The organism is Bacillus sp. FJAT-49736, from assembly GCF_018343615.1.
Taxonomy (GTDB): domain Bacteria; phylum Bacillota; class Bacilli; order Bacillales; family Bacillaceae_C; genus Margalitia.
The window spans coordinates 398,471-421,785 of the sequence record NZ_JAGYPI010000003.1; the positions used below are offsets into that span (position 1 = coordinate 398,471).

Below are 23,315 nucleotides of genomic sequence, written 5' to 3' on the forward strand. Positions count from 1 at the left end.
CCATATGAAATAGATGGAAGCTAGCGCGGAGCCACATCTAATTTTTTTCTTAATTTTTCCTTATTATATATCCAGCCTGTATAGGATCCCATAATGTTTAAATCTTCATCTAATTGAACGATTGCAACAAAGGGATAATGACCCTTGCTGCGATACCGAAGGTCAATAAAGCGTACCTCAAATGAATGGTCATTTTTTTCTTTCACTTCCCACCTGAAAATCGGTGAAAAGGATAAAAAGGCAGATAAATTCTTATCCTTTTTAGCTGCTTCTATCTCAGGTGTTTTAGGCACAGGAATTTTTTTATAAGTATCCAGAATTCTTATTTGTCGTTTATCTGCGATACCTACATAGAAATTAGTATTCGTCTCTACAACTACTCTCCATCTGAAAAAACGAATAGTGGAAGCAATAATAATTTTCTCAGCATCTGGTATTTTCTTTTTTACTGCTTTGCGTACTGACCATTGTTCCTGAAAACGAAGCAAATAATAAAAAACGATAATGATATACATGATTAAAAATGTATAACCAGGATGAGCGCCAAACCCCCATAAAATTAATCCGCCCACGTGTATGCAAAAAATATATGGATCAAAAGTATTAATCATACCCAAGGCAACCCATTTCATGGAAAGCGGGCGAATAGCCTGAGTACCATAGGCATTGAAAATATCAACAAATACGTGGAGAAATACGGCAATAAATGACCAAAGCCATAGATGAAACATATTAGCGCTTGGAAATAGGAAATGAACTAGTAGGGAAACTAAAAGCGGCCATAGAATAACGGCTGGAATGGAATGTGTAATTCCGCGATGGTTACGTATATAAACTGCATTGCTTCTAAATTTTAATGCGGTGTCGATGTCAGGTATTTGAGAACCAATTACTGTTGCAACAAGCACGCTGTGTGTATTTACTGAATCCTGAGCGATAACGGGGTCCAAGGTTGCTAAACCTCCTAAGGCAAACCCCATAACAAGATGTGTTCCTGTATCCAATCTATTTTCCTCCTTAAGAAGGCGTCAAAGAAGCTGCAAATAATTGCTTTTCGCTTTTCTTAAAACATGATATGGTAGTAAAGGTGTAAAAGCAATAAAAAAACTAGGAATTGATAAAAACGACTAGTTTAAGCTTTATTAGACTCTTTACGGCTTCTATGGGAGCTGCATTTAAAGAGCCTTTCTTATCTTAAAATGGACAACCTCCTATTATTATATTCCCAAATTAGAAAGTGGTTTAACCAAATGAATGCAGATTTGAAAAATATAGATAAAATGAATATAAAAGCCTTCCAGGATGATTTAATCCATTGGTTTGAAAAGGAGCAACGGGATCTTCCTTGGAGGAAGAATCAGGATCCTTATAAAATATGGGTATCGGAGATAATGCTGCAACAAACAAAAGTAGATACCGTTATCCCGTACTTTCTTAATTTTATTGATCAATTTCCTTCTATTGAAGCTCTTGCGGAAGCGGATGAGGAAAAGGTATTAAAGGCATGGGAAGGATTAGGGTATTATTCACGTGTCCGTAATCTTCATACAGCAGTCAAAGAGGTAAGAGCCAAATATAATAGCAAGGTACCCGATGACCCAAAGGAAATAGCTGCCCTTAAAGGGATTGGTCCTTATACCGCAGGCGCCATTTTAAGCATTGCTTATGGGAAGCCTGAGCCTGCTGTGGACGGCAATGTGATGCGTGTATTTTCAAGAATATTATCAATTTGGGAGGATATTGCAAAGCCTTCTGCCAGAAAAATATTTGAAGAGGCCGTGCGCAGGCTAATTTCCGAGGAGAATCCTTCCTATTTTAACCAAGCATTGATGGAGCTAGGTGCACTCATTTGTACGCCAACATCGCCATCTTGCTTGCTTTGTCCCGTCCGTGAGCACTGTGCTGCCTTTGAAGAAGGAACACAATCACAGCTTCCTGTAAAAACAAGGAAAAAGACTATGAAGCATGTAGCACTTATTGCGGGGCTTTTAACCGACAAAGATGGAAAAATACTCATTCATAAACGGCCGAGTAAGGGACTCTTAGCTGATTTATGGGAGTTCCCGAATACAGAAAAAAGCCAAGTATATCGTCCACGAAAAATATTAGAGCAATATTTTGAGGACGAATATAAAATAAACAGTGAATTCAAGACTAGCTCCTTTGTTACGATAGATCATGTCTTTTCCCATTTAACATGGGAGATACAAGTATATAAAGGCACTATTATTGGAGAAGTACAGGAAAGTGCTACGTTAAAACTAGTAACTGTGGAAGAGCTGACAGAATATGCATTTCCTGTTTCCCATCAGAAAATATGGAAAGAGTATTTACTCTTATTAGAAAAATAACAGGCTTCCGAAATGGTTGCCTGTTATTTTTTATTGCCCAAGTAATTATTAATTTCTTGAGCCGCTTTTTTTCCTTCTTGCATGGCCCATACAATTAAACTTTGTCCACGCCTTGCATCCCCCGCTGCAAAGATTCCATCTTGATTTGTTTTAAAATTACTGTCATTTGCCGAAATCTTATTTTTATTTTTTACAATCGTTGGGAATAAGGTGTTGTTTACACCTTCAAAACCAATTGCAATAAAGATGATATCTGCATCCCAATAACGTAACTCATTCTTGTTTTCCTCTAAAAAAGAAGTAGTTTCGAGGCTATTTACATTTCCATCCGCATCTCCAAGAAAAGCATTTGTTTGAATATAATATTGTCTTGGATCCTCACCAAATATACTTTCTGCTTCTTCATAAGCATATTCCAAAGTGAAAATTTGAGGGTTTTCTGGCCAAGGATTATTTTCAGAACGAACATTTGGCAGTTTTCCATGCTTGCCAAATTGAACGACACTTTTACACCCTTGACGGATTGCCGTTGCGACACAATCTGCGCCAGTATCGCCACCACCGATAACAATTACCTTTTTGTTTTTTGCAGTAATAGCAGGGGAATATTGATTATCAAGATAATGCTTCGTGCTTTCCTTCAAATATTCCATTGCTGGATAAATTCCTTTTAAGTTACGGCCCGGGATAGGAAGCTCTCTTGGCTTATCCGCCCCTGTACAAATTAAGACAGCATTATATACTTTCTGTATTTCCTCTAATGTTATATCCACACCGACATTCGTATTTGCTTGGAATTGGATCCCTTCGTTTTGAAGGATATCTATTCTGCGATCCACATATTTTTTATCTATTTTCATATTTGGAATGCCATACATAAGCAATCCGCCGAAACGATCGTCTTTTTCAAAGATGGTAACCTGATGTCCTAATTGATTTAAATCATCAGCCGCCGTTAGCCCGGCAGGACCAGAGCCAATGACGGCAACTTTTTTTCCGGTTCTTATAGCTGGAATTCTAGCTTTTACCCATCCTTCTTCAAAGGCCTTGTCGATAATGGCTTTTTCAATGCTTTTAATGGCAACGGGTTGAGTAGGAACGCCAGCAGTGCAGGAACCCTCACATGGTGCTGGGCATGCTCTTGAAGTAAACTCCGGGAAATTATTTGTTTTTGCTAAGCGCTGATAGGCTTCCAGCCACTTTCCTTGGTAGACGAGTTCATTCCATTCCGGTATTAGATTATAAAGGGGGCATCCGCTTGTTTGATTGCGAATGACTGCCCCCATTTGGCAAAATGGGATGCCGCAATCCATACATCGGGAGGCTTGCAATTTAATTGCTTCTTCTGATGGAGTTTTTTGATATTCCTGCCAGTGTTGAATTCTTTCTAATGGATGCTGCTCTGCGGTTTTTTCTCTTTGAATATCTATAAATCCTGTTAAGTGACCCATGTTATTCAATCCCTTCTAACTAAGCAAAAATTGTTTTACCTCTAGGTAGAGCGGCTAGGTCTCAACCATTTTCTTGTAGGAAATTAGTCTCAATTCACGAGATTAGGCAGTAAATTCGCGAGAATAGACAATGAATTCGCGAGAATAGACAATGAATTCGCGAGAATAATGTTCATTTTTGCGAGAATAGCTAGTCAATCCGCGATGTATATTTCCAATCAGATAGTTTGGCTATCTTGTAAAGATGATGGAAAGGATTCTATCTCATACAAGGCTTCCATTAATTTTCCTTCCTTTTTGATAGTAAAGGCAGAAAGTGTTGCCTCTTCATATGAAATGCCGCGTGTTTGCAGATCTTCTATCATCCTAATCATATTTTTATATTCATAAGGAATGATTTTCAAAAAATGCTTTTTAAGCTGCTTCCAATGCTTCAAAATGGCCTTTGCCTTTGGACTTCCTGTGTACAGATGATGTTTGGAGATTAATTGATGAAGCTCGAGAAGTTCATTTTCACTTGCTGTCTGTTCGATATCTACAAGCTCGCGATTTATATATGGCAATATTTCTTCTTGATTGGAGAAACCAGTGAAAATATAAGCGATTCCTCCTGACATACCTGCCGCGAAGTTTTTGCCAATGGAACCTAGAATGACAACCTTGCCACCGGTCATATATTCACACCCATGATCACCGACACCTTCCACTACCGCTTTGGCACCACTATTTCGGACAGCGAAACGCTGACCAGCTATCCCTCGAATATATGCTTCACCAGAGGTAGCTCCAAATAATGAGGTGTTTCCAACAATAGCATCTGTTTGTGGAATGCTCCAATTGTTATCTGGCTTAATAATCAGCTTCCCACCAGATAAACCTTTTCCTGCATAATCGTTTGCATCTCCCTCTAAGCTTATAGTTAAGCCGTTCGGAATAAAGGCACCAAGACTTTGACCAGCTGAACCTCTTAATTTAATGTGAATATGGTCCTCGGATAAACCACCGGCTCCGTATTTAGCTGTTATAAGATTACCTATACCTGTTCCGGCAGAACGGTCCGTATTTTGAATATCGAATTGGAGAACCACTTTTTGTTGTTGATCAAGAGCATTGTTTAACCTTGGTATTACAAGGCGTTGGTCAAAGCGATTTTCTAATTCGTGATCCTGTCCCTGATGGAGTGAGAGTTCGTTTGGAGTGGTTACTTTATATAAAAGGGAACTTAAATTAAGGTACTTTGCTTTCCAATGAGATGCAACGTCTTCTTTTATTTTTAAAAGATTCGTATCGCCGACTATTTCATCTAGACTGCGATAGCCGCAGCTGGCTAAAATTTCGCGAACCTCTTCTGCAATAAAATACATATAGTTCACGATATGGTCCGGACTTCCTGCAAATTTTTCACGCAAAAGGGGATTCTGGGTAGCAATTCCAACAGGGCATGTATCTAGGTGACAGGCTCTCATCATCAAGCAGCCAAGGACCACGAGTGGTGCTGTTGCAAATCCGAATTCTTGGGCTCCTAAGCATGCTGCAACGACAACGTCTTTTCCAGTCATTAGTTTCCCATCTACTTCTAGAGTAACCTTACTTCTTAAACCATTTAGTGCAAGTGTTTGATGCGCTTCGGATAGCCCGATTTCCCATGGGATTCCTGCATGCTTAATGCTTGTTCTTGGGGAGGCACCAGTTCCTCCGTCATGGCCGCTAATTAGAATTGTATCTGCTAAGCCTTTTGCAACCCCCGCAGCAATCGTTCCGACTCCTGCTTTTGCTACAAGCTTTACACTTATTTTTGCTTTTGGGTTAGCACTTTTTAAGTCATATATTAATTGGGCAAGGTCTTCGATGGAATAAATGTCATGGTGAGGAGGAGGGGAGATTAAGCCAACTCCTGGTGTAGAGCCTCTCACTTCAGCAATCCATGGATACACCTTTTGTCCTGGAAGCTGTCCACCTTCGCCAGGCTTTGCACCTTGCGCCATTTTTATTTGAATTTCATCAGCATTTGTAAGGTAGTAGCTTGTTACACCAAATCTTCCGGATGCTACCTGCTTAATGGCACTTCTGCGGAGATCTCCATTTAAGTCCCTTTGGAAGCGTTCCATCTCTTCTCCGCCTTCACCGCTATTGCTTTTGCCGCCAATTCGATTCATCGCAATGGCCAAGGCTTCGTGAGCCTCTTTACTCAATGAACCATAGGACATTGCACCTGATTTAAATCTTTTTAAAATATTTTCTACAGGCTCTACCTCCTTTATTGAAATCGGAGCACGGGGACTTTCGACTTTTAGCAGGCTGCGAATGGTGGTAAACGGCCCATTCTCGTTCATGCTTACAAACTCTTGATAAACTTTCTTATTATTCGTTCTCGCTGCTCTTTGTAAAGTATGGATACTTAATGGATTAAATTGATGAATTTCGCCATTTTTACGCCATTGTAGCTCGCTTCCTGAATCTAGGGTTGGATCGTATTGGTTTGAGGCAAGGACTGCATTTTCATGACGAATCAAGGCTTCGCAAGCAATTTCCTCTAACCCAATTCCTTCTATTTGAGAAACAGTTCCCGTAAAATATTGATTTAGCACAGGTGACGATATCCCCAACGCCTCAAAAGCCTGTGCGCCGCGATAGCTCTGGATTGCAGAAATGCCAACCTTAGACATGATCTTAATAACCCCACTCAAAAGTGCATGGATATAATTATGAATAGCTTTTTCTGGATCCAACTTGACATGATGTTCCTCCGCTAAAAGATGAATTGTTTCCAGTGCAAGATATGGGTGGATTGCATCTGCCCCATATCCAAGCAACATAGCCATCTGATGAGAATCACGAGCTTCCCCTGTATCCACAACGATACTTGCCTTTTTGCGACTGCCAGTTCGAATTAAGTGATGATGAAGAGCAGATGTTGCCAGCAGGGAAGGGATGGGTGCCAAGCGTTCGTCCGCCATTCGATCTGTTAGGATAACTAATTCACTACCGTTTTGGATAGCATGAACTGCTTGGCTGCATATATCGTGTAGGGTAGATGCTAAGTCCGTATCTTTGTGGAAAACTGCATCAATCTTTACTGCATTCAAGCTTGAATTGGATAAAGTATTAAACTGCGAAAAGGTCAAAAATGGATGGGGAAGCTTCACTTTAACTTTATCCTTTTTATAACCCTCTAACGGATGACTTTTCTCACCAATCCATGAAATAGTAGAAATGACACATTCCTCTCTAATAGCATCAATGGGAGGATTGGTTACTTGGGAAAAGCCTTGCTTGAAATAATGGAATAACAGCTGCGGATTTTCTGATAAAACAGCAAGTGGAGTGTCAATGCCCATTGCACCAGTTGCTTCCTTTGCTTCCAAAGCCATAGGCTTCAACGTTTTCGTTAATTCTTCATACGTATAGCCAAACATTTTCTGAAAAAAAAGTAGTTCTTTCTTATTGAAAATAAACGGAGCTGTAAAGTCTTCATCCTTCAAGCTAATTACCGATTCCTTAAGATAATCGCTATATGGCTCTTCTAAAGCAATAGCTTCTTTTATTTCTTCATTTGGAATAATCCGTCCTTGCTCCGTATCCACTAGTAATAATTCTCCGGGCTTTAAATGTCTTCGTTCCAAAATCATGTCATTTTCAATATCCACGACACCTACTTCGGAGGCAAATATAATTCGGTCATCCCGAGTAATATAATAACGTCCGGGACGTAAGCCATTGCGGTCTAATATGGCTCCGACCATTATTCCATCCGAAAAGCCTAATGCCATTGGACCATCCCATGGTTCGATACATTGACTTTGATATTCGTAGAAAGCTTTTAAAGCGGCAGGCATTTCATCGTTTTTCTCCCAAGGCTCCGGTACCATCATCATAACTGCCTTAGGGAGTGAAACACCTTTTAGCAAAAGGTACTCTAAAACATTATCAAAGATTGCCGAATCACTTCCGGCAGGATCGATTACTTCCTTATCAGAAATATTTTTAGCGTTAAACCAATTCATATTTCCTTTAATTGTATTTATTTCTCCATTATGGGCTATGACGCGATTTGGATGAGCTCTATCCCAGCTAGGAAATGTGTTGGTGCTGTAGCGGGAATGAATAAGAGCAAGGCTAGAAGTGAATCTTTTGTCGCATAAGTCGGAGAAATACAAGGGTAATTGATCAGCGTGAAGCATCCCTTTGTATACAATCGTCCTATTGGAAAAGCTCGGTATATAAAGTTTAGATGTAAATTTCTGTTCGATTCTCTTTCTTAAGGAGTAAAGCTGCGCGGAAAAATCACCATTTTGTCCTCGTTTGATAAATAATTGCTTTATGCATGGTTCTGTTTCTCGTGCTTGTTGACTTAATAGCTGTGAATCAACCGGAACTGTTCTGACACCAATAATAGTTAAACCCATTTTTTTGGATGATGAATCAAATTCATTTATTATTTCTTCCTGAGTGGATTTTTCTTTTGTCAAAAATAGCATTCCAACAGCATAATCACCTGGGTCCGGGAGTTCGAACGTACAAACAGAGGAAAAGAATTGGTGTGGAATTTGAAGCAGGATTCCTGTGCCGTCGCTTGTGGACTTATCAGCACTTTTGCCGGCTCGATGATCAAGACGCCTCAACATCTCTAATGCTGTGGAAACAATTTCGTGGGACGGCCGACCTTTTATGTCTGCATAAAAACCGATTCCACAGGAATCATGTTCAAATTCTTGACGATATAGGCTGTAAGAATTTATTGGAGGGCGAAACGAATTCATAGGCTAACATTCCTTCCATATAAAAATACCGAAATGTTTGATAATTAAAAATTTTACTCCAAAACAATTCATCTATACAATATATAGTTAAGAATGAAATAATCTCAAAATGAGAATGGTTGTGATAAATGTGGAATTAAGACAGTTAATTTATTTTTTTGAGGTTGCCAAAAATGAACATGTTACAAAAGCAGCCGATCTATTGCATGTTGCACAATCTGCCATTAGTAGACAAATCGCCCTCCTAGAAGCGGAGCTTGGTGTGACATTATTTTTACGAGAGGGAAGGAATGTCCGGCTCACCTCTATAGGCAAAATATTTTTAGAGCATGTCGAAAGAATTTTGATGGAAATTGAGAAAACAAAAGAAACGGTAGAGGAGTTTTTGAATCCGGAAAAAGGTGTCATTCGATTAGGATTTTCTACTGGCTTATCAGTTCATACATTTTCAATGGTATTCACTCAATTCCGAGAGGTGCATCCGAAATTGCATTTTCAATTATTACAGGGAACCACTCCCTATCTACTGAATTTAATGGAAAAGGGGGATATTGATATTGCATTTACAGCCCCGGTTCCAACGGATCATTCAACTGTATCAGGTGATATTTTTTTTACGGAAAAATTGCTGTTAATACTGCCGGAGCATCATGAGCTAGCGAAGGAAAAATCTATTCGTATTAATCAATTGGAAAAGGAAAGGTTTGTGACTTTTCGATCTGGGCTGCCAATAAGGGAAATGATAGAGAAAGCTTGTCAAAAGGCTGGATTTGTCCCCGTTATTGCCTTTGAGGGGGAGGACATGGATACTATTAAAGGACTTGTCGCAGCAGGAATTGGCATCGCTATTTTGCCAGAGCTTGCCTTAACGTATAATATGCCGAAGGATGTAGTCGTGGTTGAATTAAGTGGAGCGGAATTTTTTCGATCTGTCGGTGTTATTACTCCGAAAAAAAGAGAGCTTGCTCCATCGGAACAGCTCCTATATCAATTTCTAAAATCATTTTATGATCGGTTATACCGATTTCAAATGTAATGGACAAATCCCGCAGTTAGCCGCGATGCGTTATTTCCTCCACAATTTCTCTATGTATAGTTTGGCCCTCTGCGTTTAAATAAGGTACTATTTGCTGCAATGACTGATGATAGTGAGAAAGCTCTTCGTCAGTCCATTGTGTTTTTGACATCATGGATAATTCCGTCATGTCCCGTACATTTTCTATTTTCATTCGTGAACACTCCTTTGTGAGGTTAACTAATTATAGTTTTCTTAGATGTAATAAGTGTTATGCATAATATTGTGAATCATTATTGCGAAAGCATTGAGCAGGTAAGCTGAAATGACATTTAGAAAGGGCTATTGGACAAAATCACCGTGCAGATAAGTGAAATTGTTTCATATAGAAAATTAATTGGCAAAACCAATGAATAGATGAGCAGTAATGTTTAGAATACTTTTTTCAATAGAATCTACTAATATACTTTGAAAAGCAACTTAATAAATTTTTTTAAAATCCTTACATAACAACTCATGGCATTGGTTACATTAAAGACCGTGGAGGTGATAATCATGGCAAAGCAAACAAACAAAACACAATCTGGCACTAATGCGCAAGAAGTAAGACAACAAAATGCACAATCTGCACAAGGTGGAGCTCAAGGTTCTTTCGGAACTGAGTTCGGAAGTGAAACAGATGTGCAATCTGTAAGACAAGCTAACCAACAAGCTGAATCCCGCAAATCGCAGAATTCAGGCAACTTCGGTCAACAATAAAACAAAGTAAAAAGGGGCATCCGAATCGAGGATGTCCTTTTTTTGTTTAGATAATATCGGGAATTTGACCAATAAAAATATTTCTTTTCTAACGCATGCACCTATAGAATTTCCATATCTCGTCCCTATGGAAAGTCGGCATCACACCGTCCCACGCCGTTCTATGATCGAAAACTCTAAAATACATACGCCAGAGCTAACGTATTTTCTCTTTTTAGATATTCGACAAAACCACATGGAAAGCGACAGAACTAGTCAAAGGGATTCTTTCTCCTAGAGCGAATTACATAATTGTAAGCGATGAACGAAAAAAAGGATGGTGCATAATGGATAACTTCAGTGAAATTATTTCTGAACAATTGAAAACAATGGAGCAGTTATTATATTTACAATCCGAAATAGAAAGATGCCAGGAACTTGAATTGCAGCTTATTGAATTACAAAAGGAAGCAGAACTTGAAAGCTTAAAAAATGAAATATCGGATATGAAAATGGAACTGAGAAAAATACAACAAATATTTGAGTCACAGACGGACGAAGTCATTCGAACTTATAAGGAAACAAAAATGTTTGCATGAGGGTGGCACCTGAATGGTCACTCTCTTTTTGTTTTAAATTTTCGAAAAAACCGTTATAATAATAAAAAATCAATTTTACTAAGGATATGAAGGATATAGTATCAATTTAATTATTCAAACCAATTATTATTTATCAATGAGGGGGATGTATGGATAATAAAACTAAGACGAAAGAAGGGAGAATAATGAAGATTCCCGTGGAAGGAGAGACCATTCAAATACATAGCTATAAACATAATGGTTTCATCCACAGAGTTTGGGATGAAACAACGGTACTAAAGGGAACGAAATCTCTCGTTATCGGTGGGAATGATCGGACCATTGTTACGGAATCAGACGGAAGAACATGGGTTACCAGAGAACCGGCAATTTGTTACTTCCATTCGGATCATTGGTTTAATATTATCGGAATGATACGGGAGGATGGAATTTACTATTACTGTAACCTCGGCTCTCCGTTTGTATATGATAACGAAGCGTTAAAATATATAGACTATGATTTGGATATTAAAGTATTTCCGGATATGACCTATACCCTCTTGGATGAAGATGAATATGAATATCATCGGAAGCAAATGGGATATCCAGATGTCATTGATCATATCTTGAAACGAAATGTGGACAACCTGGTTCGCTGGATTAGACAACGAAAAGGCCCGTTTTCTCCCGATTTTATTGATATTTGGTATGAAAGATATTTGACATACCGCTCTTGACCATATTTGAAATTATTTTCGAAAGGAGCACTATTCTAGTAGTGCTTTTTATTTTGGGGTAAAATAATATGGTTCATTTAAGGGAGGATTTACGTGGGAAGTATAAAAAGATATTTAAAATTTGTAAAACCATATAAGCTTCAAATTATCGGCACATTTATCATTGGAATTATAAAATTTGCTATTCCATTGCTGATTCCTTTATTTATTAAATATGTTATTGATGATGTAATTGGTAGCCATTCACTTACCACTCATGAGAAAACATCTAAGTTAATTTTTTGGCTGGCTATCATGATGGGTATTTTTATCATTGCCCGTCCGCCTGTTGAATACTTTCGGCAATATTTTGCGCAATGGACGGCAAGTAAAATTTTATATGATATTCGCGATCGATTATTTACACATTTGCAAAAGCTCAGCTTTAAATATTATGCCAATACACGTGGCGGTGAGGTCATTTCCCGTGTAATAAACGATGTGGAGCAAACGAAAGACTTTGTCATTACAGGACTGATGAATGTGTGGCTTGATATGTCCACCATCATTATCGCTATTTCTATTATGTTTAAGATGGATGTAAAACTAACGCTTGTTTCTTTGATCGTTTTTCCGTTTTATGTTGTATCTGTCCGATATTTCTTTGGCAATCTTCGCAAGTTTACCCGAAATCGTTCGCAAGCATTGGCCGAGGTTCAAGGCTATTTACATGAAAGAGTGCAAGGTATGGCTGTTATTAAAAGCTTTGCGATTGAGGACCATGAACAAAAGCAGTTTAGTAAACGCAATACAAACTTCCTGGAAAAAGCCTTAACTCATACAAGATGGACGGCGAAATCATTTGCTGTTGTGAATACGATTACCGATGTTGCTCCATTAATCATCATTGGTTATGCAGGATATCAAGTCATTCAAGGGAATCTGTCTGTTGGAACGATGGCTGCGTTTATTGCTTATATTGATAATCTTTATAGCCCATTACGCCGATTGGTCAATTCAGGTACCACTTTAACTCAAGCCTTCGCTTCTATGGACCGAGTATTTGAGTTAATGGATCAAAAATATGATATTGATGACCGTCCGGATGCAATACAATGTGAAGATGTTGTAGGGAATATAAAGTTTGATCATATCAGCTTTGCCTACGACAAAGAGGAAGAACCTGTATTAAAGGATATTAATTTGGATATTGAAGTAGGAGAAACGGTTGCATTAGTCGGGATGAGTGGAGGAGGGAAATCTTCCCTAGTAAGCCTGATTCCAAGATTTTATGATGTCACGGAAGGAGCTATCCTTCTGGATGGAACCGATATTCGTAAATTTGAAGTAAGAAGCCTGAGGGATAAGATCGGGATGGTGCTTCAGGATAGTATTCTTTTCAGTGAATCGATTAAAGCCAATATTTTATTAGGAAAGCCAAATGCATCGGATGAAGAGGTGTATGAAGCAGCTAAGGCAGCAAATGCTCACGAATTCATTTTAAATTTGCCAAATGGATATGAAACACAGGTTGGGGAACGGGGCGTAAAGCTGTCAGGAGGTCAAAAGCAGAGAATTGCCATTGCAAGAGTGTTTTTAAAAAACCCTCCTATATTAGTGCTTGATGAAGCAACATCTGCATTAGACTTAGAGAGTGAGCATCTCATCCAGGAATCATTGGAAGAGCTGGCGAAGGATCGCACGACATTCATTGTCGCTCACCGTCTATCGACTATAACACATGCTGACAGAATTATATTGATTGAGCATGGTCGAATAGTGGAGATGGGGAAACATGAAGAATTAATGGCGAAGAGAGGACATTATTTTGACCTCTTCCAGGTTCAACAATTAGATGTGTAACCTGTAAAAAAAGCCGGCATCCAAAGTGCCGGCTTATTCTTCGTTTATTTCGATTACATTTACTTCGTTTTTATCCTTATGGAAGGATTGGAAGCTGTCTAAAAGTTTTTCAAAATGCTGCAGCTGTTCCTGGTATTCCACAATGGCAGATAGTAGTCGCATAAAATGAAATTGCTGTACCTGACTTGGAAAATATTCCGATTTAACCTCTTGAAGGAAAATCTCCATTAATTGATTTCTTTGTTCCTCCATCAGTTGAATGGACTCGATTTCGGAGTCCTTTCGTATTTTCCCCAGGAATTTCAGTAATAATTTTTCATGATCCCCCATGATAGAATCCAGTAGCTCCTGTAATTGCTCACTGATGGTATGCGGGAGCTGTCTGAAATCCTGTTCGTAGCGATGAAGAATTTTTAATATATCATAGCTGCTTTGTAATAGTGTTACCATTTGCCGATACACAACTGCTTTTCGTTGTTTATCGATAGAAGACTTTTTAAAATAGCTTCGTTCTTCTTTATACATCGAAAGAAACTCGTTTACTCTTAGTAAGCGTTCCTTCAAGGTAATGATATCTTTTTTTAGTAGTTGGTGCTCAGCAGCGTGGCGGCTCGTCAGTCGCACCCATCTTAGCACATCCTCTGTCACCTTAGAAATACCATTATATAATTTCGTTTCGTATTTGGGCGGCAGAAAGATTAAATTAACAATAAAAGCAGATAATATTCCAAGTAATAAGGTGGAAAACCGAATTCCTGCAAATTGCAAAAAGTGCTCTCCAGGCGTTTCCATTAGAGCGATCATCGTAACGAGACCAAGACTTACGTTGTTTTCAAGTTTTAGTCTCACCATAATAATAATCGTGATGATGGCACCAAGACCGACAACTAATACATTATTATTAAATAGCATGACTAATACGACCCCGACAACCGCACCAATAATATTTCCTTGCAGCTGTTCGATTATGGATAAATAAGATCGGTAGATAGTCGGCTTTATCGCAAAAATAGCGGCGATTCCAGCAAATACAGCATTAGGCATATGCATTAACCGCGCTAAGAATAATGCCAGGACAATAGCTATTCCCGTTTTAAAAATGCGGGCTCCAAGCTTCATGATAAAATTAATCCCCTTTAAAATATGAGTAATCTTTTCAATTCAACCTAAGTCACTATACATGGGAAAGGCAAGAATATCAAGAGAAAAATATATGAATAAGTCTCTTATAGTAAATTTTGTTGTTTTTTGGAATTTAGTAAGGTTCAAATACTTAAGTTTCCAGGCGATTTTCGCACTAAGCATTGGTTATACGAGTTGATGAATTTATATGAAAATCAACAATTTATGCGAAAATAGCTATTAATTAGGCTCTTTTCGTAAACTTTGTTGTTTTTTGGAACTTAGTAAGGTTCGAATACTTAAGTTTCTAGGCGATTTTCGCAAATGATCTTACCAGACGCCACGAAGCATTTAGTTAAACGTGATGGTGAACTTATACGAAAAGCAATAATTTATGCGAAAATAGCCATTAATAATGGATCTCTTCTTAATATTAGGATGGTTTTATATGCGAAAGCTTCCCAAATATCCTTTTTCGGTAAGAATGCATTATTTTATTGTTAATACTATCATACCCAAGAACCAGGGAATTTGCGAAGGGTATAAATCTTGTCCCAGTTTCAGTTTAAAGAATGATATGAGGAAAAGAGAAGGAGTATGCTTTGAAAAATAAAAAAACCTAAAGGGGATGCCTTTAGGTTGGTTCCTATTACAATTGTGAAAATGCATAATCTACTGCTTTAATTGTTTCTTTAATATCTTCTTCCGTATGTGCGGTAGTGATAAACCAAGCTTCATACTTAGAAGGAGCAAGGTTAATTCCTTGGTGTAGCATTAATTTGAAGAACTTCGCGAACATTTCTCCATCGGTAGCTTCCGCTTGTTTATAGTTCACTACTTTTTCGGTGGTAAAGTATACGGTTAATGCACCTTTAAGGCGATTAACGGAAATCGGAGTATTATATTTTTTCGCAGCTTCTAAGATTCCGGTTTCCAGCATGGAGCCAAGATGATCTAATTGTTCGTATACACCTTCCTCTTTTAAAACCTCTAAGCATGCGATACCTGCCAGCATAGATGCAGGATTTCCAGCCATTGTTCCAGCTTGATAAGCGGGACCTAAAGGCGCGACCTGTTCCATGATTTCTTTGCGACCGCCATAAGCACCGATTGGTAAACCGCCACCGATAATTTTTCCCATAGCAGTTAAATCCGGTGTGATTCCAAGTAGATTTTGTGCGCCGCCATACATAAAGCGGAATGCGGTGATTACTTCATCATAGATAACAAGTGCACCAGCATTATGTGTAAGTTCATTTACTTGCTCCAAAAATCCAGGCATTGGTTCCACGATTCCGAAATTGCCGACGATAGGCTCGACTAGAACAGCTGCAACCTCATTACCCCATTTAGTTAAAGCTTCCATAAATGGTTCGATATCATTAAATGGTACCGTAATTACTTCCTTAGCGATATTTTTCGTAACACCAGCGGAATCCGGCATACCAAGCTGAGAAGGTCCAGAGCCTGCAGCTACTAATACAAGATCGGAATGGCCATGATAGCATCCTTCAAATTTAATGATTTTGTCCCGTCCGGTAAAGGCACGAGCAACCCGGATAGTAGTCATCACTGCCTCTGTTCCTGAATTAACGAAGCGAACCTTATCCAACGCTGGCATCGCTTCTTTTAACATTTTGGCAAACTTCACTTCGAATGGAGTTGGAGTTCCGTATAAAACACCATTCTCTGCTGCGTTTTTAATCGCTTCGGTTACATGCGGGTGAGCATGACCAGTAATGATGGGACCATATGCAGCTAGATAATCAATATAGCGATTATCATCTACATCCCAGAAATACGCTCCTTGTGCTCTTTTCATAGCCACCGGCGAACCTCCGCCTACTGCTTTATAAGATCGGGATGGACTGTTTACCCCGCCGACAATATGTTCTAATGCTTCCTTATGTAATTGTTCTGATTGAGAAAAATTCATATGTATACCTCCAATATCAAAATCCATCCTCCATTTTAGTCCTTTCCTAAAATACTGTCCAATAAATCTCGGATTTGTTTCATACTAAAAATATTTCGAGCGTACAATACAATAGATTGACAAGCAGTATGGAAAAAAAGGGGCAATCCAATGTATAATCTCCTCATTGTATTAGTTATTTTATGTATTTGTATGAGTTTAAGGACATTGTTTTTTTCTTACAAGCTTAAAAATAAACAAATATCCTTCGATAATTTCTTGTTTTTGGCGTTTGCCTATTGTGTGCTAATGATAGGCTTCGGGCTTATATTTTTATTATTAGAAATAAAAGGTTTTAATATCATTATGGATCATGGTTCACAACTTGAAGGTTCTTATTTTCATAAACTGTATACCTCCGTTTACTTAAGTGCGGTTACATTATTTTCGGTCGGTTTTGGTGATGTAGTTCCATTAGGGATTGGCAGGGTAATTGTTATAATGGAGGCGCTAATAGGGTATACCATTCCTGCTGCATTTGTTGTGAAGTCCGTTTTAGATTTTGACCAGGTGAATATAAAGAAAAAGTAGTTTGTTTGCTTTCATGAAACTGTTTCGATAAGCTAACATTAATAATATTTGTTTGGGAGATGAAATCATGTCTGTAGAAATTGGCGCAAAAGCACCTGATTTTGAATTGCAAGCAAGCAACGGTAAAATGGTTAGATTATCTGATTTTAATGGTAAAAAGCATGTCGTTCTATATTTTTATCCAAAGGATATGACGCCAGGGTGCACAACGGAAGCCTGTGATTTCCGTGATGCATACAAGGGCTTTTCTAATTTGGATGCGGTTATATTAGGAATTAGTCCAGATGAAATCAAATCACATCAAAAATTTATTGATAAATACAGCTTGCCGTTTCTTCTATTGGCAGATGTCGATCATAAGGTTGCGGAAGAATACGAAGTTTGGAAGCTGAAAAAGAATTTTGGAAAAGAATACATGGGAATAGAAAGAAGCACCTTTATTATTGATAAAGAAGGAAGGATTGCAAAAGAATGGCGAAAAGTCAAAGTGGATGGACATGTAGAAGAAGCTTTATCCTTTATTAAGGAAAATCTTTCTTAAAGGTAAAAAGCCATCATAAATTATTGCCTATTTTATAAAGATAATGACATTTGTCCACTCCAATTAAAGCAATTGACATACAGTATACTAGGGCATACCTCCTCAGATAGTCTTTTTAGGGTCGATTCTTTCGACCCCTTTTTTATTTTAAAACCTTGTGGGTAACCTATTATAAAATTGACTATGTCTAGCGCAAGCCGCAATAGTTTAGTTGATTTACGTCTCCTCGCTAATGAACTACCTGAGCACGGTTTCCAAAATCTTTCATCGAACACTCCCAAATCCGTTCGGAGACATGCAAGGCCCTTCCTTACGCATTTGTGCTTAATTTTCATAAAATTATTTAAATGATACAATTAACTTAAACAGTCTTAAGTAGGGGGAAGAGCATGAAAACAATCTTTACATTTGTACCGCCTGAGGATTTGAAGTATGACTTAATGGAGAGTTTTCCAAATGTACCATTCTCCTTTTATTCCGATATACATAACGCTGAAGAAGAGCTTCAAAATGCAGAGGTAATTGTCACTTATGGCGAGGATCTAACAGAAAGGCATATCGAAATGGCGGAGCAATTAAAATGGATTATGGTCACATCCGCCGGACTGGAGAAAATGCCCTTACAAGCAATAAAAGATAGGGGCATCCTAATAACGAATGCCCGAGGTATTCATAAAATTCCGATGGCTGAATTCACCATTGGTTTGATGCTTCAATATGCAAAGCAATTTCCTATCATGCAAGAACAGCAAAAAGAGCATCTGTGGAAAAAGGGGCTTCCAATCATCGAGCTTTCCGGGCAGACCGTCTTAATTGTTGGTGCTGGTTCTATTGGTAGTGAGATAGCCAGGCTTGCAAGTGCATTCGGAATGAAAACGATAGGTGTGAACAAAAGTGGCTCGAAAACAAACCACTTTGATGAAATGTTAACCTTATCCTCTATTGAAGAAGGACTCATAAATGCTGATTTTATTATCAATATCTTACCTAGCACTTCTGCAACGAAGCATTTTTATCAAAAGCGACATTTTGAAAGAATGAAAAAATCTGCCGTTTTCATCAATATTGGCAGAGGGGATGCAGTGAAAACGGAATTATTAATGCAAGTAATGCAGGAAGAATTAATTGAGCATGCATTTTTAGATGTGTTTGAAGAGGAACCACTGCCATCTACGCATCCGTTTTGGCATATGAATAATGTAACCATTACACCGCATATTTCTAGTAATACAAATCTTTATCTTCCAAGATCGTTTGAAATATTAAAGCACAACCTTCGTACATATATTAATAAACAAGAGAACTTTATAAACGTGATTGATATAGAAAAGGGGTATTAAAATGAAAATATACACAAAGACTGGTGATAAAGGAACAACATCATTGGTTTATGGAACAAGAATTCCTAAAGATGATATTCGGGTAGAAGCATATGGGACATGTGATGAAGCGAATTCTGCTATTGGCCAGGCATTAAGCTTTTTAAATGAAGCTTCCTTTCAGGAAAAGAAGGAAGTCGAGGAGATTTTTCATATAGTGCAAACAGCTCTCTTCCACGTTGGAGCTGAATTATCTACACCTCCTAGTAAAGAAGTAAAGTGGAAATTAAAAGAAGAAGATATTGATGTTTTAGAGCATACTATTGATAAATGGGATAAGGAATTACCCCCTTTAAATAATTTTATTCTTCCGGGAGGTCATCCTGCTGGAGCGGGATTACATTATGCTCGAACGGTTGTCCGCAGAGCGGAGAGATGTGCGGTTTCCGTTGAGAATGTAAATCCATTAGTGCTTTCCTATCTAAATCGTCTGTCTGATTTTCTGTTTGTTGCTGCACGTTTCATTAATTTACGTCTAAATGAAAATGAAAAAACCCTTCATGGGTCGTGAAAACATTGACAGAATTGCCTTTTAGTTAGTAAACTAATTATAGATATTATAAAGTAATAATAAATTCTTTTTAGAAAAGAGGTGCATGGCGGTGTCTGAGCATCAAATGAAGGAAGCTATTGATACCTTAAAGGAAACAGGAGTTAGAATTACTCCTCAACGTCATGCGATATTGGAATATTTAATTCAATCAATGTCACATCCTACCGCGGATGAAATCTATAAGGCACTTGAAGGGAAATTCCCGAATATGAGTGTCGCTACTGTATATAATAACTTGCGTGTATTTCGCGAGGTTGGTCTAGTAAAGGAACTAACATACGGAGATTCATCAAGCCGTTTTGATTTTGTAACAACCAATCATTATCATGTAATCTGCGAAGAATGTGGAAAGATTGTTGATTTTCACTATCCAGGACTTGATGAAGTGGAACAGCTCGCTTCTCATGTAACTGGATTTAAGGTGAGCCACCATCGCATGGAAATTTACGGTACTTGTTCGGACTGTAGTAAAAATCAAAGTGTGCATTAAAAATGACTAAACAACATAAAAAAGAATGGTTCGAGACACTCGAAACCATTCTTTTTTTACTTATCCTGTTTTGCCTGCTCGGATTTTCGATTGTAGTTTTCGTCAAAATCTTTACCCTCTAAATTTGGATCCAATGTTAATGGTTCCCTACAATGCATGCACATATCGACGCGTCCTAATATTTTTGTTGGTTTATTACAATTTGGACAGACAACCTGCACCGCTTTTGTAGATAGCATTCCTATCCAAAAATATACTACTGTACTTGCTATAATGGACAATAATCCTAAGAGCATAAATATGGTCATTACCCAAAAATGGGATCTAAAAAAGATACCAATGTACATAATAATAAATCCAACAAATATTAAGCTTAACGCAAATGTGCGAATCTTATTTATTTTACTTGAGTATTTTGCCATCAATGTCCCTCCTAAATGCTACTATATCACAAACTAACGGAAATGGTAGAGTAACAAATTGGACAGAATTAGTACTTTTCAAATAGGAGGAAATTTAATATTATTGTCGAAGTATATGTTTATAAAGGACTATTGGAGGAATTGAATATGGAGGATATCCTTCGACCAATATACCAAGAAAGAGCAAGCCAATTAAATACACTGGGCGTGCTTATTATTGAAAAGGTACAAAATACAAGCGCTGTTACAGATACATTCGATGCGGTTCTATTAATTGTAGTGAAAGATGTGGAAACACCTGTCTACATAAAACATTATACATATGATGATAAAAAAGCTTCTTTGCATATTGTAAGAGCGGATCAATTACGTGAATGGTTATTATTAGGAACAAATCGAAAAATTGTAGAATGGATTCTACACGGAAGAATACTTTTTGACCGCAATGAGTATATATCAAATTTGAGAGAAGAGCTTCAGGATTTTCCGTTCTCTGATCGAAAGCTAAAGATTGGCCTGGAATTTGCAAAGCTAGTTCGCAGATATATGGAAGGAAAAGCGTTCTTTGATAATAAGCAGTACTTAGATGCATATAATCATGTTGCACATGCATTACACCATCTAGCACGTCTTGCTGTAATTGAAAAGGGCTTTCATCCTGAAATCACAGTCTGGAACCAAGTAAAACAAATGGAGCCAGAGATCTTTAAGTTATATGAAGAATTGATAACAAGTGAAGAGCCTCTTGAAAAAAGATTAGAGTTACTCTTTATAGCAAGTGAGTTTTTAATTCATTCCAGAACTCGCTTCGGTGCCGCGCATTTGTTAGGAATTATGGCGACCGAGGATGAATGGACCATTCAGGATCTTCTTTCTAATTCTGAGCTAGAGCATTATGATATTGATTTAAGTATGCTTTTAGAATTTCTATTAGAAAAACATTTTATAGAAGAAGTTAGGATTGAAACAAAAGGACCAGGTATTTATCACCGTCATTATTGTGTATCAAAAAAATTATTGTAAAATATTAATTTATGTATTGACGATTGAATCAAAACTTGTTATATTAATAAACGTCGCTGCTAGATGTTGATTCGAAACAGCGACGAGGAAAATAAAAAAGTGTTGACAAAGAGAAAACACTTTGATAAGATAATAAAGTCGCTGTCACGAAAGAACAGCGGATTGATCATTGAAAACTAAACAGAACAAAACGTCAATGTTTTAAATTTTTATGAGCTATATCAAACATCTTTTTGGAGAGTTTGATCCTGGCTCAGGACGAACGCTGGCGGCGTGCCTAATACATGCAAGTCGAGCGAATCAGATGGGAGCTTGCTCCCTGATGATTAGCGGCGGACGGGTGAGTAACACGTGGGTAACCTGCCTGTAAGACTGGGATAACTTCGGGAAACCGGAGCTAATACCGGATAACTTCTTTTCTCGCATGAGAGAAGATTGAAAGATGGCTTCGGCTATCACTTACAGATGGACCCGCGGCGCATTAGCTAGTTGGTGAGGTAACGGCTCACCAAGGCGACGATGCGTAGCCGACCTGAGAGGGTGATCGGCCACACTGGGACTGAGACACGGCCCAGACTCCTACGGGAGGCAGCAGTAGGGAATCTTCCGCAATGGACGAAAGTCTGACGGAGCAACGCCGCGTGAGTGATGAAGGTTTTCGGATCGTAAAACTCTGTTGTTAGGGAAGAACAAGTATCGTTCGAATAGGGCGGTACCTTGACGGTACCTAACCAGAAAGCCACGGCTAACTACGTGCCAGCAGCCGCGGTAATACGTAGGTGGCAAGCGTTGTCCGGAATTATTGGGCGTAAAGCGCGCGCAGGCGGTTTCTTAAGTCTGATGTGAAAGCCCACGGCTCAACCGTGGAGGGTCATTGGAAACTGGGAGACTTGAGTGCAGAAGAGGAGAGTGGAATTCCACGTGTAGCGGTGAAATGCGTAGAGATGTGGAGGAACACCAGTGGCGAAGGCGACTCTCTGGTCTGTAACTGACGCTGAGGCGCGAAAGCGTGGGGAGCGAACAGGATTAGATACCCTGGTAGTCCACGCCGTAAACGATGAGTGCTAAGTGTTAGAGGGTTTCCGCCCTTTAGTGCTGCAGCTAACGCATTAAGCACTCCGCCTGGGGAGTACGGCCGCAAGGCTGAAACTCAAAGGAATTGACGGGGGCCCGCACAAGCGGTGGAGCATGTGGTTTAATTCGAAGCAACGCGAAGAACCTTACCAGGTCTTGACATCCTCTGACAACCCTAGAGATAGGGCGTTCCCCTTCGGGGGACAGAGTGACAGGTGGTGCATGGTTGTCGTCAGCTCGTGTCGTGAGATGTTGGGTTAAGTCCCGCAACGAGCGCAACCCTTGACCTTAGTTGCCAGCATTCAGTTGGGCACTCTAAGGTGACTGCCGGTGACAAACCGGAGGAAGGTGGGGATGACGTCAAATCATCATGCCCCTTATGACCTGGGCTACACACGTGCTACAATGGATGGTACAAAGGGCTGCGAGACCGCGAGGTTTAGCCAATCCCATAAAACCATTCTCAGTTCGGATTGCAGGCTGCAACTCGCCTGCATGAAGCCGGAATCGCTAGTAATCGCGGATCAGCATGCCGCGGTGAATACGTTCCCGGGCCTTGTACACACCGCCCGTCACACCACGAGAGTTTGTAACACCCGAAGTCGGTGAGGTAACCTTTTGGAGCCAGCCGCCGAAGGTGGGACAGATGATTGGGGTGAAGTCGTAACAAGGTAGCCGTATCGGAAGGTGCGGCTGGATCACCTCCTTTCTAAGGATAATGGAAGACCACTTA

The 23,315-nt window shown here is 39.0% G+C and carries 20 protein-coding genes and 1 rRNA gene; 14 read left to right on the forward strand and 7 right to left on the reverse strand.

All coding sequences use genetic code 11. From position 1 onward, the window contains the following. Nucleotides 1-20: 20 nt before the first annotated feature. Nucleotides 21-1,004: a metal-dependent hydrolase gene (locus tag KHA87_RS18020; protein ID WP_213095561.1), complete on the reverse strand. Its 984-nt coding sequence runs from the start codon at nt 1,002-1,004 to the stop codon at nt 21-23. A 246-nt stretch (nt 1,005-1,250) separates the two neighbouring features. Between KHA87_RS18020 and mutY the strand changes: the two genes are divergently transcribed. Continuing rightward, on the forward strand, nt 1,251-2,351 hold the full coding sequence (gene mutY, locus KHA87_RS18025; RefSeq protein ID WP_213095562.1) for an A/G-specific adenine glycosylase: 1,101 nt from the start codon (nt 1,251-1,253) through the stop codon (nt 2,349-2,351). A 23-nt stretch (nt 2,352-2,374) separates the two neighbouring features. On the opposite strand, the gene KHA87_RS18030 is transcribed toward mutY, so the two are convergent. Then, nucleotides 2,375-3,802, reverse strand: coding sequence for a glutamate synthase subunit beta (locus KHA87_RS18030; protein WP_213095563.1), 1,428 nt, complete (start codon nt 3,800-3,802; stop codon nt 2,375-2,377). Nucleotides 3,803-4,020: 218 nt separating this feature from the next. After that, a complete protein-coding gene (gene gltB, locus KHA87_RS18035; RefSeq protein WP_213095564.1) occupies nt 4,021-8,562 on the reverse strand; it encodes a glutamate synthase large subunit in 4,542 nt (1,513 codons plus the stop codon). A 130-nt stretch (nt 8,563-8,692) separates the two neighbouring features. Between gltB and gltC the strand changes: the two genes are divergently transcribed. Further along, nucleotides 8,693-9,598, forward strand: a complete 906-nt coding sequence (gene gltC / locus KHA87_RS18040) for a glutamate biosynthesis transcriptional regulator GltC (protein ID WP_213095565.1) — start codon at nt 8,693-8,695, stop codon at nt 9,596-9,598. Nucleotides 9,599-9,614: 16 nt separating this feature from the next. Here gltC and KHA87_RS18045 read toward each other — a convergent pair whose 3' ends face one another. Beyond that, complete coding sequence (locus tag KHA87_RS18045; RefSeq protein ID WP_213095600.1) at nt 9,615-9,791, reverse strand: hypothetical protein; 177 nt, start codon at nt 9,789-9,791, stop codon at nt 9,615-9,617. 341 nt (nt 9,792-10,132) lie between these two features. On the opposite strand from KHA87_RS18045, the gene KHA87_RS18050 reads away from it, so the two are divergent. The 4 genes from KHA87_RS18050 (at nt 10,133) to KHA87_RS18065 (ending at nt 13,472) form a co-directional block, all read left to right on the forward strand. Next, nucleotides 10,133-10,336: a gamma-type small acid-soluble spore protein gene (locus tag KHA87_RS18050; protein ID WP_213095566.1), complete on the forward strand. Its 204-nt coding sequence runs from the start codon at nt 10,133-10,135 to the stop codon at nt 10,334-10,336. Between the two features lie 326 nt (nt 10,337-10,662). After that, nucleotides 10,663-10,914: a YgaB family protein gene (locus tag KHA87_RS18055; RefSeq protein ID WP_213095567.1), complete on the forward strand. Its 252-nt coding sequence runs from the start codon at nt 10,663-10,665 to the stop codon at nt 10,912-10,914. 185 nt (nt 10,915-11,099) lie between these two features. After that, a complete protein-coding gene (gene ntdP / locus KHA87_RS18060) occupies nt 11,100-11,630 on the forward strand; it encodes a nucleoside tri-diphosphate phosphatase (protein ID WP_213095568.1) in 531 nt (176 codons plus the stop codon). Nucleotides 11,631-11,723: 93 nt separating this feature from the next. Further along, nucleotides 11,724-13,472: an ABC transporter ATP-binding protein gene (locus KHA87_RS18065; protein ID WP_213095569.1), complete on the forward strand. Its 1,749-nt coding sequence runs from the start codon at nt 11,724-11,726 to the stop codon at nt 13,470-13,472. 33 nt (nt 13,473-13,505) lie between these two features. Here the strand turns inward: KHA87_RS18065 and KHA87_RS18070 are convergent, their stop codons facing one another. Beyond that, nucleotides 13,506-14,591, reverse strand: coding sequence for an FUSC family protein (locus tag KHA87_RS18070; RefSeq protein WP_213095570.1), 1,086 nt, complete (start codon nt 14,589-14,591; stop codon nt 13,506-13,508). A gap of 327 nt (nt 14,592-14,918) precedes the next feature. On the opposite strand from KHA87_RS18070, the gene KHA87_RS18075 reads away from it, so the two are divergent. Next, a complete protein-coding gene (locus tag KHA87_RS18075) occupies nt 14,919-15,098 on the forward strand; it encodes a hypothetical protein (RefSeq protein WP_213095571.1) in 180 nt (59 codons plus the stop codon). A 145-nt stretch (nt 15,099-15,243) separates the two neighbouring features. Here KHA87_RS18075 and KHA87_RS18080 read toward each other — a convergent pair whose 3' ends face one another. Further along, the gene (locus KHA87_RS18080; protein ID WP_213095572.1) at nt 15,244-16,530 is read right to left on the reverse strand and encodes a glutamate-1-semialdehyde 2,1-aminomutase; all 1,287 of its coding nucleotides are present in this window, start codon (nt 16,528-16,530) and stop codon (nt 15,244-15,246) included. 150 nt (nt 16,531-16,680) lie between these two features. Between KHA87_RS18080 and KHA87_RS18085 the strand changes: the two genes are divergently transcribed. From KHA87_RS18085 to perR, 5 genes are all read left to right on the forward strand, one after another. Next, nucleotides 16,681-17,100 carry an ion channel gene (locus KHA87_RS18085; RefSeq protein ID WP_213095573.1) on the forward strand — a complete coding sequence of 140 codons (420 nt, stop codon included), beginning with the start codon at nt 16,681-16,683 and terminating at the stop codon, nt 17,098-17,100. A gap of 67 nt (nt 17,101-17,167) precedes the next feature. Beyond that, a complete protein-coding gene (gene bcp, locus KHA87_RS18090) occupies nt 17,168-17,641 on the forward strand; it encodes a thioredoxin-dependent thiol peroxidase (protein ID WP_213095574.1) in 474 nt (157 codons plus the stop codon). Nucleotides 17,642-18,030: 389 nt separating this feature from the next. Further along, on the forward strand, nt 18,031-18,981 hold the full coding sequence (locus KHA87_RS18095) for a D-2-hydroxyacid dehydrogenase (protein WP_213095575.1): 951 nt from the start codon (nt 18,031-18,033) through the stop codon (nt 18,979-18,981). Nucleotide 18,982: 1 nt separating this feature from the next. Then, nucleotides 18,983-19,531 carry a cob(I)yrinic acid a,c-diamide adenosyltransferase gene (locus KHA87_RS18100; protein WP_213095576.1) on the forward strand — a complete coding sequence of 183 codons (549 nt, stop codon included), beginning with the start codon at nt 18,983-18,985 and terminating at the stop codon, nt 19,529-19,531. 85 nt (nt 19,532-19,616) lie between these two features. Continuing rightward, nucleotides 19,617-20,063 carry a peroxide-responsive transcriptional repressor PerR gene (gene perR / locus KHA87_RS18105; protein ID WP_249310576.1) on the forward strand — a complete coding sequence of 149 codons (447 nt, stop codon included), beginning with the start codon at nt 19,617-19,619 and terminating at the stop codon, nt 20,061-20,063. 56 nt (nt 20,064-20,119) lie between these two features. On the opposite strand, the gene KHA87_RS18110 is transcribed toward perR, so the two are convergent. Next, a complete protein-coding gene (locus KHA87_RS18110) occupies nt 20,120-20,485 on the reverse strand; it encodes a YgzB family protein (RefSeq protein WP_213095578.1) in 366 nt (121 codons plus the stop codon). Nucleotides 20,486-20,632: 147 nt separating this feature from the next. On the opposite strand from KHA87_RS18110, the gene KHA87_RS18115 reads away from it, so the two are divergent. Both KHA87_RS18115 and KHA87_RS18120 read left to right on the forward strand, forming a co-directional pair. After that, on the forward strand, nt 20,633-21,508 hold the full coding sequence (locus KHA87_RS18115) for a nucleotidyltransferase-like protein (RefSeq protein ID WP_213095579.1): 876 nt from the start codon (nt 20,633-20,635) through the stop codon (nt 21,506-21,508). A 230-nt stretch (nt 21,509-21,738) separates the two neighbouring features. Continuing rightward, nucleotides 21,739-23,291, forward strand: a 16S ribosomal RNA gene (locus KHA87_RS18120). Nucleotides 23,292-23,315: the final 24 nt, after the last annotated feature.